This window comes from Clostridium sp. AF22-10, assembly GCF_003478725.1.
Lineage (GTDB): Bacteria > Bacillota > Clostridia > Lachnospirales > Lachnospiraceae > Otoolea > Otoolea fessa.
In genome coordinates, this window is sequence record NZ_QUFZ01000029.1 from 14,222 (window position 1) to 27,385 (window position 13,164).

General features: G+C 37.8%; 13 protein-coding genes. 1 reads left to right on the forward strand and 12 read right to left on the reverse strand.

Going from position 1 to position 13,164, the window contains the following annotated elements; translation table 11 throughout:
- Positions 1–22: 22 nt before the first annotated feature.
- Positions 23–1,612 carry an AAA family ATPase gene (locus DWX91_RS14610; RefSeq protein ID WP_118539450.1) on the reverse strand — a complete coding sequence of 530 codons (1,590 nt, stop codon included), beginning with the start codon at positions 1,610–1,612 and terminating at the stop codon, positions 23–25.
- Between the two features lie 117 nt (positions 1,613–1,729).
- Positions 1,730–2,554, reverse strand: coding sequence for a hypothetical protein (locus tag DWX91_RS14615; protein ID WP_118539452.1), 825 nt, complete (start codon positions 2,552–2,554; stop codon positions 1,730–1,732).
- A gap of 119 nt (positions 2,555–2,673) precedes the next feature.
- On the opposite strand from DWX91_RS14615, the gene DWX91_RS16465 reads away from it, so the two are divergent.
- On the forward strand, positions 2,674–3,000 hold the full coding sequence (locus DWX91_RS16465; protein WP_147354421.1) for a hypothetical protein: 327 nt from the start codon (positions 2,674–2,676) through the stop codon (positions 2,998–3,000).
- Between the two features lie 205 nt (positions 3,001–3,205).
- Here DWX91_RS16465 and DWX91_RS14625 read toward each other — a convergent pair whose 3' ends face one another.
- The 10 genes from DWX91_RS14625 to DWX91_RS14670 all read right to left on the reverse strand — a co-directional run.
- Positions 3,206–4,120, reverse strand: coding sequence for a sugar phosphate nucleotidyltransferase (locus tag DWX91_RS14625; protein WP_118539454.1), 915 nt, complete (start codon positions 4,118–4,120; stop codon positions 3,206–3,208).
- A gap of 36 nt (positions 4,121–4,156) precedes the next feature.
- On the reverse strand, positions 4,157–5,404 hold the full coding sequence (locus DWX91_RS14630) for a nucleotide sugar dehydrogenase (protein WP_118490688.1): 1,248 nt from the start codon (positions 5,402–5,404) through the stop codon (positions 4,157–4,159).
- A 59-nt stretch (positions 5,405–5,463) separates the two neighbouring features.
- Positions 5,464–5,811 carry a multidrug ABC transporter gene (locus DWX91_RS14635; protein ID WP_118490686.1) on the reverse strand — a complete coding sequence of 116 codons (348 nt, stop codon included), beginning with the start codon at positions 5,809–5,811 and terminating at the stop codon, positions 5,464–5,466.
- Position 5,812: 1 nt separating this feature from the next.
- Positions 5,813–6,163, reverse strand: a complete 351-nt coding sequence (locus tag DWX91_RS14640) for an EamA family transporter (RefSeq protein WP_118490684.1) — start codon at positions 6,161–6,163, stop codon at positions 5,813–5,815.
- The gene (locus DWX91_RS14645) at positions 6,156–7,313 is read right to left on the reverse strand and encodes an ATP-grasp domain-containing protein (protein WP_118539456.1); all 1,158 of its coding nucleotides are present in this window, start codon (positions 7,311–7,313) and stop codon (positions 6,156–6,158) included. Before DWX91_RS14645 ends, DWX91_RS14640 begins: the two co-directional genes overlap by 8 nt.
- Positions 7,310–8,323, reverse strand: a complete 1,014-nt coding sequence (locus tag DWX91_RS14650) for an NAD-dependent epimerase/dehydratase family protein (RefSeq protein ID WP_118539458.1) — start codon at positions 8,321–8,323, stop codon at positions 7,310–7,312. Before DWX91_RS14650 ends, DWX91_RS14645 begins: the two co-directional genes overlap by 4 nt.
- 6 nt (positions 8,324–8,329) lie before the next feature.
- The gene (locus DWX91_RS14655) at positions 8,330–9,256 is read right to left on the reverse strand and encodes a glycosyltransferase family 2 protein (protein WP_118539460.1); all 927 of its coding nucleotides are present in this window, start codon (positions 9,254–9,256) and stop codon (positions 8,330–8,332) included.
- Positions 9,256–10,392 (reverse strand): dTDP-4-amino-4,6-dideoxygalactose transaminase, encoded by a 1,137-nt coding sequence (gene rffA / locus DWX91_RS14660; protein WP_118539462.1) that lies wholly within the window; start codon positions 10,390–10,392, stop codon positions 9,256–9,258. The genes DWX91_RS14655 and rffA overlap by 1 nt, the downstream gene beginning before the upstream one ends.
- A 28-nt stretch (positions 10,393–10,420) precedes the next feature.
- Positions 10,421–11,914, reverse strand: coding sequence for a hypothetical protein (locus DWX91_RS14665; protein ID WP_147354422.1), 1,494 nt, complete (start codon positions 11,912–11,914; stop codon positions 10,421–10,423).
- Positions 11,915–12,086: 172 nt separating this feature from the next.
- Positions 12,087–13,164: glycosyltransferase (locus tag DWX91_RS14670; RefSeq protein WP_182435097.1), on the reverse strand; the 1,078-nt coding region annotated here is incomplete at its 5' end.

Sequence of the window (13,164 nt, forward strand, 5' to 3'; positions counted from 1 at the left end):
TTTACTATGTCAAAAATATACATTAATTTTTTCCATATGCTTCAATTCGACACGTATGTTCCTTACTTACCTTATCGTAATTAATTCCAACCAATAAAATATTTCCCATATAATTTAAAATCGATTCTGGATAGTTCTTTTCTTTAATTTGCTGCAGCGCAGTCTGTGCATTCTGATTCCATTTAAGTTCAATTACCAGCGCCGGATAATCATTCTTGTACTCTGGTTTTGGTATAAATACAAAATCCGCAAATCCACGTCCTGTCGGTAGTTCCCGAACTGGTTTAAAATAATATTGCATCGAACTCAGATAAGCAATCGCGAGAACACTGCTCAAAGAATTTTCATTATGATATTGAATAACAGATACATATTCATCATGAATCTTCCCGATCTGTGATGCTACTACTTTCTCATCCAAATCCAGTGTTGCATCCAACAACCTCTCCGACTCTTGCTGAAACAGAAGCATCTCATTCCAGCGTTTGCTTTCTACCGCCCTGGTCAACTCCTGCCGAATTTCTTCATTCGGAACAAACGCCATCTTTTTCGTCTGATCATAGCCTAAATACCCCAAATGAATCATATATGTCAGCACATCGTCTTTACTCTGAATATTCGAAATATCATTTCCAAATGTTGACGTATCTACCTTCACTTCAACTCCAGACAGCATTTCGATAATTGCCGTTTTCAGTCCGTCATAATCCATATTAATGAGCGGCACAATCGCCTCATAAGACGCGGTTTCCGACCAATAGCTCTTAAATTCACCATCCAGCATGACACTCACAACTGCTTTGGGATTATAAACCTGACAATTTCTTAGAACATATCCATCATACCACGCCTTTACCTTATCAAATTCCACTTGATAGCGTTCTGAAAGTTCTTTCACCTCCGCCTCCGTAAATCCAATATACGGAGACAAGCGACCCGCGCTCAACATCGTAAATTCATCAAAATTGTTCAGTGCCGACTGGGTTTTCTCTTTTTTAATAGGAAGAATGCCCGTCAAATAAGCAAGTTGAATATACTTGGTCGGTTCCGTTCCCTTAAACAATCCCCTCAGGAAACTTATATATTCATCCTGAATTTTCGAATTCGCCGCCATATCACGAATCAGAACATCCCACTCATCAATAATTACAACAAACTTATTCTTCGTTGCATTACAAATAAATGACAGTGCTTCTGGAAGCGAACACGTGTCACTCGGTATTGCTTCTGAATAGTATTTTCTTAATTCCTCAATCGTTTTCTCTGTAATATACGATACAACCCTGTCGGCACCCCCAGCAGCTCCTATACACCACTGGATATCCCAGTGAATCACATCATATTGGTTTAGATGTTCCTTGAAATCCGGGCTCTGACTAATTTCAAGTCCAGAAAACATATTCCCTGAATCGCAGCCCTTACTGTAATACGCTGTCAGCATATCCGCCGTAATCGACTTTCCGAACCTTCTGGGACGGCTATTGCAAATATATCCCTGCAATGTATTCATCACCTTATTGGTATACGTCAACAAACCTGTTTTATCAATATAGATTTCCGAATTCAACGCAACTTGAAACGCTGAATTATCCGAATTCACAAAAATCCCCATATTGACACACTCCTTTCGAAGCTGTTGCTTTGCCTGTTCATAATATTAATCATATTTATATGATTAATATTAACATTTGATAGTTTGAATGGCAAGATCATCATTCAAAACGTTCCTCTACCTCTCAGCCATCCGAATCAGCAACTCCAATATTTTAATTGCCATCTCTTCTTCCCGCATCCAGCCATTATAAACATCCTTCATGTCCTTCAAAATTATGCTTTCATCCGCCATCTCATAAAAGCGTGTATTTACTTTTTCTATGACAGCTTCATCCGGCACATCCTCTTCCATAAAATACATACTCTCTCCATAAATTCCCTTCCTTTTACCACCCATAACATCCCCTAATACTACACTTCCAAAATTTTCTATTCTGCAAGGCGGCAGTTTGAATTCTTCTAAAACAGAATCAAGAATTCTCTTCACTTCATCCGATGCCCCTTTTCGTTTCGTCAAATAACCATCCAGCGCCCCAAACAGGCGCTCCATTTGCCTCTTCAACTCCGTCGGTGTCTGAAGATAGCGGCTGTCCAATTTTATTTTCTGCCACTCAACATATTGTGGATGCGGTATCATCGTCTGGTGTCCCACTCTGAATTCAATAATGGAAGGATATGGATTTTCATTCAATATGTTTCTATGAATGTTCACAAGTTCATCATAAAGCGGTCGATAAATCTCCTGCGCTCTTTTCCTATTCAATTCTTCTTTTCGCTGCTGTGTGTTGACCCATATAGACCCAAGCAATGAAAAAACAGCACCGACAACTGCTCCAAGCAATGTTCCGATTATACCTAATAGGGTTTGAGAATCTGCCCGCGTGAAAAGATTCACTTGTCTTAACAATGTCACAAACATAAACAGGACAAGAATGACTCCACATATATAGATGCAGATTTTGAATTTACTGAAATAATATTTTAGCCTTAAAAATATCATAAATTCTCACTTCTCTTTGCAAAGATTTTTCTTGTATTGTAGCATTTCAAAAAAGAATTTGCAAAGATTTACCCAATCTATTTTTCAACTTCTTTTCTTTTTGCATCCTCCCCTTACATATGCAATTCTATGAAAATAGCAATTTCAGCAAAGCGGTCACTACCGCTGCAAATGAATGTATAGAAGAAAATATCCTAGCCGATTTTCTTCGTAAAAATAAAGCGGAGGCGATTGAAATGTGTCTATTTGAATACGATGAAAAACGTGAAAAAGAATTAATTCGAAAAGCCGAATTTCAAGAAGGAGTGAAAGACGCTACGAAACAAATGATACAAGCACTTCAATTAATTCAGAAAAAATGCAGCCCAAATGAAATTGAACAAGAAACCGATCTTTCTCCTGAAACGGTAGAAAAAATGCTGGAAACATTACATGTCAATTCATAATCGGTTTTTATATCTTTTATGATATGGCATGCAATAAGAGACGGTCGAGGATTCTCACCCCTCAACTGTCTCCTTCTCATCCACACACTTTTCCCGTCCGCTCATCCCCGCCATCACAATCAAAAAACAGAAAAATGGCTGTCTGCAATTCATCAGCATAAAACTTTCCGCCAACAGTACCAGTACCGCCGCGCACTGTGCTTAATTACATCCACAAATTTTCCGGATACAATTCCGCATTTATCATTCGGCGAAAGCCTTCCTGCGCCGGTTCAATATCTTCCTTATAAGTAATTCCAATCCACTTATCCGCTGTCCCAAGTACCTTAACCGAAGCTGCCTTCTTTTCCACCAACTCCGCAACAATATTCGGAAGAAGGTATTCTTTTTTCTCTGGATGAGCACCCAAATGATCTAAAAAGCTCTGAAAACTTTCCTTAATATATTGTAAAAAGTCTGGATATCCTGCCCACATATTCATCGAAACCATCGTGTCTGGTGTAATCCAGCCTTCTACTTCTGCATTATCGCACTGAATCTTGCCATCCATCTTCTGAATCCCGGTTGTCTCAATTACCTTTACAAGATAACCTGTTTCATCCGCCACACAGACACCTCTGGTAACAGTGCCATTTTCACTCAAAGTATTTTTCAGAGAAAATCCAGCCATCGCCAGCGTTATTTTCCCGTCCTCATATTCTCCCGAAACTAGGAAATCATGTAACTTGACAAATGCTTCCTTTCCATAATAATCATCTGCATTGATAATCACAAACGGCTCTTTCACGATATCCTTACAAGCCAGGATCGCCTGTCCGGTACCCCAAGGTTTCACACGCCCCTCTGGGACTTCATATCCTTCTGGCAGATCCTCCAGCTCCTGATAGACATACTCGACCGGCATGACCTTAGACAATCGATTCCCGATCACTTCTTTAAATTCTTTTTCAATCGCCTTGCGGATCACAAAAACTACCTTTGTAAATCCTGCCTCTTTTGCATCATAGATTGAAAAATCCATGATAATCTCCCCGTTGGGAGCCATTTTAGCAAGCTGCTTGATACCGGTTCCGAAGCGAGAACCGATTCCGGCAGCCATGATGATGAGGGTTGTGTTCATTTTTATCCTCCGTAATCTAAGAAATCTGATCTGAATCTAATCCCTTTGAAAAATATCTCTTGTATAAACCTTTTCCTTCACATCATCCAGCGAACTCTCATACCGATTTGCTACAATCGCCTGACTTAATTGTTTGAATTTCTTCAAATCATTTACGACAAGTGACCCAAAAAATGTCTCTCCATCCTTCAAGGTCGGCTCATATACGATCACATTCGCCCCTTTTGCTTTGATTCTTTTCATAACTCCCTGAATCGAGCTCTGTCTGAAATTATCACTATTACTCTTCATTGTCAACCGATAAACTCCGATGATCACATTCTTTTCTTTCTCTTCCTCAAATTCATTATCATCCTCATATCCATAATATCCAGCTAACTTCAATACCTGATCAGCAATAAAATCCTTTCGGGTCCGGTTGCTCTCTACGATCGCTTCGATCAAATTTTCTGGAACATCCGCATAATTGGCTAACAGCTGCTTTGTATCCTTTGGCAGACAATAGCCTCCATATCCAAAACTAGGATTGTTATACTGGTTCCCAATTCTGGGATCCAGGCAGACTCCATCAATAATCTGCTGTGTATTCAATCCTTTACTTTCCGCATATGTATCCAGTTCATTAAAATACGCCACACGCAATGCCAAATATGTATTAGCAAAAAGTTTTACAGCCTCCGCTTCGGTAAAGCCCATTATCAATGTATCAATATTCTCTTTGATCGCACCCTCCTGCAAAAGTTCTGCGAATTTCTGTGCCGCTTTCTTTAAGCACTCATCCTGTAAATCCGTTCCAACAATAATACGGCTCGGATATAAATTATCATATAACGCTTTACTTTCACGAAGGAACTCTGGACTAAAAATTATATTTTTACAATGAAACTTTTCACGAACAAAAGTTGTATACCCAACTGGAATCGTACTCTTAATAACCATAATTGCATCTGGATTATACTTCATAACCAGCTCAATGACAGCTTCAACTGCTGATGTATCAAAATAATGTGTTTTTGAATCATAATTTGTTGGCGCAGCAATAACCACATAGTCTGCATTGCTATATGCCTCTTTCGCATCGAGTGTTGCCGTAAGATCCAGTTTTTCTTCTGCCAGATATTTTTCAATGTATTCATCTTGAATTGGCGACTTTCTATTATTAATTAGCTCAACCTTTTCCGGGACAATATCAACCGCCATTACATTATGATGCTGCGCCAAAAGAGTCGCGATTGACAGTCCCACATATCCAGTCCCCGCTACAGCTATTTTTAACTGCTCCATTTTTTCCACTCCACCTCATTCCTTTCATCTTAAAAGATTTTCAAACATCCTATTCATCGCTATCCCAAAACAGCGCTAACTACGATTCCACCGACAATCAAACCTATTGCAACCCATTTTTTTACATTCATCTTTTCTTTAAATATCGTCACTCCAAAAAAGGTTACATATATATAACTCGTTGCTTCCAGCACTGGTCCCATAGAAAGCGGCAATCCATGATATGCCAATATAGATAAAAATGTTGTTCCAACGAACATCATATAAGCAAAGATTACCAGTGGGTTCATATATTCACGAAGTGGGGACGAATACTGGCGTTGTGCTGCTTTTTTTAGCAGTACTTGAGAAATTGCACTAATAAAAACACCACACAGCAGCAAACCTGCATAATAACAAGCTTTCATCTTACACCTCATCCGATTTTGCAAATAAAACCACTCCAGCGATAACCATGCCTGCACCTATAAGTTTTCCTAGTGTAATTGACTCTCCAAAAAAGAACCATCCCCATACGATTCCCCACACAACTGTAACCGCCTTATTAGCAAACGCTGTTGTTAAAGGAATACGCTTTATCACCTGCTGCCATCCAATCGCATATACCCCAAGAAGTACAATAATGACCGCATAATAAATACAAAATCGAGCATTCAAAAAACTTTCTCCAGCTGCTAACTTGCTGCATATTCCACTCATGGAATACACCACCAACATTCCGTGAAGCCCTATAAGCGTTTTTATCGTAGTCTTATTCATCACTATCCTCTATTTCCTTCGGTAAATACGGAAGCAATTCCTCATAATTTTCTGCTTTCATCAGATAATATCCAAACCTGGCTGAGCTATCTGTTACGATGCCAGAATGAATTGGATGAATATCCTCTTCTACCAAATAATCTGGATGATTGCGTTTCAAATCATTTAAAGCATCGATATCTTTCTGATCAAAAACAAATCGGACTGCCGCCGCTTTTCCCTTGTGCCGTTTTCTCAAATCTGGCTTCTTACCTAATGCAATTTCTATCACCGCACGAACGAAATCAATCCCTGTCGATAATTCCACCAGACTGCTTCCAATACAATCTCCTCCCATTCGTCCGCCAATTTCAATCAATGCAATCTTTCCAGATAATGAAATCTTAAGCTCCGTGTGAGAAGCACTGTTACAAATTTCTAATGTATCCAACGCGTGAAAAACCACTTTTTTTACCTGTTCCAATATCTGTCCTGATACAGGCGCAGGTTCTAAATGCCCCATTTCAACAAACCCTGGCGCTCCCGTCGTAAATTTTTTTGTCATTGCCAAAAAATGATGTGCACCTTGACATGAAATACATTCAACACTATATTCCTGACCTGTTGCATACTCTTCCACCAAAGCCTCTTTTTCAAATCCCTGCACTTTGGCAGATTCGATTGCTTTTGCAAGTCCATTCAGTGATTCTACTTTTGTGATACCTCTGCTTCCTGAACGATCCACCGGTTTCACAATGACTGGATACTCTACTGTAATATTTTCCAGCTCTTTTGCCGAATGAACCAGAATGCTTTTCGGAGAGGGATCACCGCCCTGTTGAAATGCCTCACGCATCTTGTGTTTATTCGTTGACTTTTCTGTGCATTTCATACTATTTCCAACAAGCCCCATCTGACACGCTACATAATTTACGGTAATAGCTGCTAAATCTGAAGCAATACTACAGATCCCATCAATCCCAATCTCCCGACACTTTTTTAAAATTTCTTCCTTCTCCACAATACTGATCGGATAAAAATAATCAGCCGTCGTCTCCCCAATATCTCCTGCTGCCCAAGCAAAAACATGTGTTTCAAGTCCCATCTCCTTTGCTTTTAAAATCAATGGATTTTGAAGATAAGATGCACCAATAATCGCTAACTTTTTCATTTTTTCTCGCCCGCCTCAACCAATACATTCCAAAAATTGCTTTCCAATTCTTTTTTATAATCCATCATCATATCTAAATAGCTGGTATACTTCGGTTCAAAACCAAAGTCACGTTTTGCTTTATCCATGCTATATAAAAATGAAGGCGTTGAATTTGGTTTTTCTGGCCTATAGACGATCTGGCTTTTCTTCTCTCCACCAAACACCTCAATCACTGCTTTTACCTGCTCATCCAAATCGACCTGAATATGACCTGTCATGTTATAAAGCCCGTATGTCAAGTCACTTTTCAATGCCGCCACATATGCTTCTGCCACATCCTTGACATAAATAATATCCCGCTTAATATGTGGATTCCCCCATATTTCGATTTCTTTTCCCTCTTTTGCATTATCAATAAATGTAGCGATGCCCGACTTTTTCGCTGTTCCATTTACATAAATTGTACCGTGCGGTCCTACGCCATATACAGGAGGAAAGCGGAACCAGGCACACTGCATTCCATGCTGCTGGTTATAATATTCCATCATATCATTGGCTGCATTCCGGCTGATAACATATACCGCATGATCTCCTGTAAATTTGAAATCTCTTGGTTCATCCTCTGTGATCGGACATTTCTTTCCCCATGCACCAGATACATCACTATAGCTGCAATTTCCAATCACTTTACGAATACCATTTTTTCTACAGTATTCCAGTACATGAATCGTTCCAATCACATTGACCTCGAAATAATCCGCTGCATTCTCATCCATATCCAGATTGACTGCTGCATTCGCCGGAAGAAGTCCTGCCAATAAAACAACACCTTCCACTCCCCCTTTCGGAAGTTTGTCAAATTCTTCCTTTTTTGTTATATCCAACGGAAGAAATTCCGCTCCCATTTCTTCCAGTTTTCTTCCAAGCGCCGCATTCCTTCCAGTCGCAATTACCTGTTTTCCCGCTTTCAAAAACGCCTGTGTTGTATACATCCCAATAAAACCAGTTGCCCCTATAATCAATACCATCTCTATCTACTCCTTTTCGTTCAATGCCTCTGCAATTACATACAATGGTCGGTTCTTAACCTCTTCAAATATATTTCCGATATAAATTCCCACGACACCTATCGCAATTAAAAGAAGCCCTCCCATCAAATAAATAGAAGCTACTATCGTTGTCCAGCCACTCAATATATCACCGATAACAAGTGCCCGGAGCATCAGGTATACAATATAAAGAAATGAACAAAGCGCGATCAAAAAACCTGCATGGACTGAAAAAAACAACGGTTTATTGGATTGAGACGTAATAATCTCAAATGCCATTTTCAATTTTCTTTTTAAGTTATAAGAAGAAGTTCCTTCAAATCTGGCATCCGCCTTAAGATCAATCGCTGTTTCCTTAAATCCCAGCCACCGTATAAACATAGTAAAAGCGCGGTTATGTTCTCTCATGCTGCAATAACTATTAATCACTTTTCTTTTTGAAATGCTAAAATTACAGATTGAACTATCAAATGCGCCATCTGTAAAATAGTCATATACTTTATAAAAAGTTTTTGATAAAAACTTGGTTACTGCTGTATCCACTCTCTCCGTTCTTCTGGCAAACACAACATCATAGCCTTCCTGTGCCTTTTGATAAAGCTCCACTATCGCCTCCGGACGGTCCTGCAGATCACAATCCATCACAACAATCCAATCACCTTTTGACTTATCAAGTCCTGCTGTAATGGCTCGAATCTGCCCGAAATTTCGTGATAAATGAAATCCTTTTACTTTTTCATCTTTCTGGCAAATTTTCACGATCTCCTCCCAGGAATTCTGAGGGCAATTATCATCGACTAGAATAATCTCATATTTATCTGTTATCTGTGATAAAGATTCCGTCAGCCTTCTATATAATTCTGGCAATGCCGCTTTACATCCATATACTGGAATAACGACTGAAATATCCATTACATATCCTCCTGAAAGAAGGCAATCGTATCTTGTATTGTCCTTTCAATGTCTTCTTTTTTCAAACCATAATAAAGTGGAAGACGTACTAAACGCTCACTTTCTTTCGTTGTATATTCGTCCTCCCCGCTAAAGCGACCAAACTTCAATCCAGCCGGTGCCGAATGAAGCGGGACATAATGAAATACGGTTTGAATCTCCCTTTCTTTCATATAAGCAATATAGCGTGTCCGTTCTTCCAGATTTCTCAGTTTAATGTAAAACATATGTGCGTTATGAACACAGCCATCCGGAATATAAGGAATCTCTATTTTTCCAGCTTCCGCCAGCTTCTCAAATGCATTCCGATATGTATTCCAGCTTTCCAGACGGTTTTCATTAATCATATCCGCATTCTGAAGCTGCGCCCAGAGATACGCCGCATTCAGTTCACTCGGAAGATAACTGTCTCCAAAATCAACCCACGTATATTTATCTACCTGACCCCGGAAAAACTTTGCTCTGTCTGTTCCTTTTTCTCTCAAAATCTCTGCTTTCTCATTATAAATAGGATTATTAATAACCAAGGCACCGCCTTCGCCCATCGAGTAGTTCTTTGTCTCATGGAACGAATAACATCCAAAATCACCGATGGTTCCCAGCGCTTTTCCTTTATACGTACTCATTACACCCTGTGCTGCATCTTCGATTACTTTTAGGTTATACTTACAAGCAATTTCCATGATCTTGTCCATCTCACAGGAAACTCCCGCATAGTGAACTGGCACAATGACTTTTGTACGTTCGGTAATCGCCGCTTCGATTTTATTCTCATCTATGTTCATCGTATCTGGACGAATATCCACAAAGACAAGTTTTGCCCCAGCGAGAACAGCCGATGTTGCCGTACTTGAAAACGTGTAACTCGGCAGAATCACTTCATCCCCTGGTTTCAAGTCACATAGAAGCATCGCCATATCCAATGCCGTCGTACCACTGGTTGTCAATAAAACCTTCTGTGCGTGAAAACGCTCCTCCAACCATATATTGCATTTCTTAGTAAACGGACCATCTCCACAGATTTTTAAATTCTCAACTGCCTGTTTGATATTATCTAATTCTTCTCCTATATACGGAGGTTTATTGAAATTGATCATTTTTTCTCCTATCGCATAAAAGCTTCATCTATTCGTGACTTTGTTCAACCAATTCAGGATATAAATGAATATTTTTCCCATATAGAAGTATCTCGTTTGTATTTACCTTTATAACTTCTTCCGCCTTTTGATAATAAACTTCTGGAATTTTTTCCCCCTCGGCTACTAAAATAAAACATGGACCTTTATGTTTTTCGACATCATATGCATCTTCAGAAATTGCATAGTATTGAATATTCTCTTTTTTATTGACATCAAAAAAATATGGCATCATTGGATCGCCTTGATCGTATGCCGCAATATCCACCTCACTATTACCCGCTATCATTGTCGCGTAAGCATACCAAAAAGTTGCATATCCATACTTTATATTATTTTCTTTTAGTACTTCTATCACACTATCGTGGACTGTCGGATTTACCAGATCCTTCATTCCAACCTTCCCATATCTCGCCGATGCATTCACGTAATAAGCTCCATGCACAATCAAAGCTCCAAATAGTGGAAGTAAAATTGGCCACTTCCAGAACACCTTGCTTTTTTCTTTACAGATCCAAAAAAGATATGGAACCTCTATCAATAAGTTTCCGAAATAGATCGTAATAAAATATCTTCCAGATGATAATCCGAAAAATATCATCATAAAGAAAGTCAACGCATTACTCCACAAAATGTAAATAACACAAAAACGATATAACCGATTTTCAATCTTTTTTAGCGTTCTTATGATTGCTACTGGAAGAATAACAGAGGTAAGTACAAAATACAGTAACATAATGCATGAATAAATTGACGATATACTAATCATGCTTTCTGTTTTATGTATCCCAAACAGCTTTAAAATATCTCCGATTGTTTCTCCCGATTGTTTGAATAGAATACTTGGTTCGATAAATCCATTGGAAGTCATCACCCCATCAAACCCAACTTTGGCACATAAATATCTATAATGTAGATAACATACTCCTGTGCATATGATTGTAAAACCAAGTAATGTCAAAAGTTTTTTCTCTTTTAACCATCCGCAAGGATTTCCTCCCTCTTTCAAAAAAATCACAGTGGCATAAGCAAGCATCAACGGAATTAAAAAAAGCAAAAAATTTCTCAGGGATGTCAAATCAGCCAAAAACAATATAACTGCATAAAAAGCCAATCCTAGTATCCACGTTTTCTTACACTGTGATCCAAAATTCTTGTGCAAATATCTGACTGCAATCAATGAAAGCAGCATAAAAAGAATACAATAATCATATGCCCCTTGATAAAATAGCATATCCACATAGGTAGAACTTATCGGCATTAAATATAAAATCGACAGCAAAACCGCCATTTTCTTTTCTTTATAAAACAATACAAAAATAGCGATTATAATTAATAATGTATAACAAATCGTCCCCATTTCATGTATCAGATACTCGTTATCTAAAAAAGTCAAAAATGGGATCATTAGTAGATTTGGAGAAATTCCAAATATCTCTGTTGTATAATGGAATCTATTTGGAAACATCTTTCCCTGTTTCATCTGTTCTTTTGCAAGAAATAAATATCCGGCACAGTCTGAATGGAAAAGAAATTTCGAATATGCTAGGGTCATATAAATGACGCTACATATTGAACAAATAAGAAACATTATCCAAAACAATTTTATTGATCGTTTACTTTTCATACTCTCTTTCCTTTTATTCCGATATATTTTAAATACTTTTTTGAAATATATTTTTTATCTTTCTCGGAAGCCATACTATTGCTGCTCCAATTTTAAATGTTTCCGTATTTTTAACTTCCTGTATTTGCTTTTCGGTTCTATTATTCGCCATCCAAACCTTTCTTTTTTCCGTGAACCAATCACATATATAAGATTCAAACTGTAGTTTTTCTTTCACCTCAAGTCCTCGGATAGCCTCTTTTTCCTCCGTATCTAGTTCTAAATACTTATTTCTAGCAGATCTGAGCATACTTCTTTCAATACTTAATGCAGTGTCTAATGTATCTTCATCTATATTTTGACGCATTAAAAAATCTTGCATCTTTACAAAACACTTAAAATATCCATATACATGTTCAAATGTTGTTTTTTTTGTCATTACCGAATCATTTCTATAACGTCTTTTAAAAAAGCATTCATGAATATAGCCCACTCGACCAGCGTTCAAAATACACTTATATGTAAATAAATTATCTTCATGAATAATACCTTCTTCAAATTTCAAATTATAGTTTTCAATGAACCCTTTATTTATCATTTGTAAACATGGAGATACTCTATATTCTTCATTTGCATGCATTTCTTTTAACATTTGTTTTCCTGTATAAATATCTGGGTATTCATATTTTCTCTCATAATAATGTAAATCTTGATTCGCAATTTCTTTGCATAAATTATCATCCCAAAAACTCATCCCATCAAAATACACTATATCCAAAGCATTTGTTTCAGCATATATATACAATTTTTCAAGTGCATCTGACGCTAAAACATCATCGCTATCCATAAAATATAAGTATTTTCCCTTTGCATTATCAATTCCTCTGTTTCGCGCTACTGACTGTCCTGAATTTTTCTCTTTATAGACGCTAATTCTATTATCATTAATCGACCTAACTACCTCTAATGATTTATCTGTTGAACCATCATCCACACAAATAATTTCAATTTCCTGTAATGTTTGCCTTTGAATTGATCTTATACATTCTTCTACATATTTTTCAGTATTATATATTGGAATAATAACAGAAATTTTAGGTGTACTTAGATTTTTATATTCTTTCAAA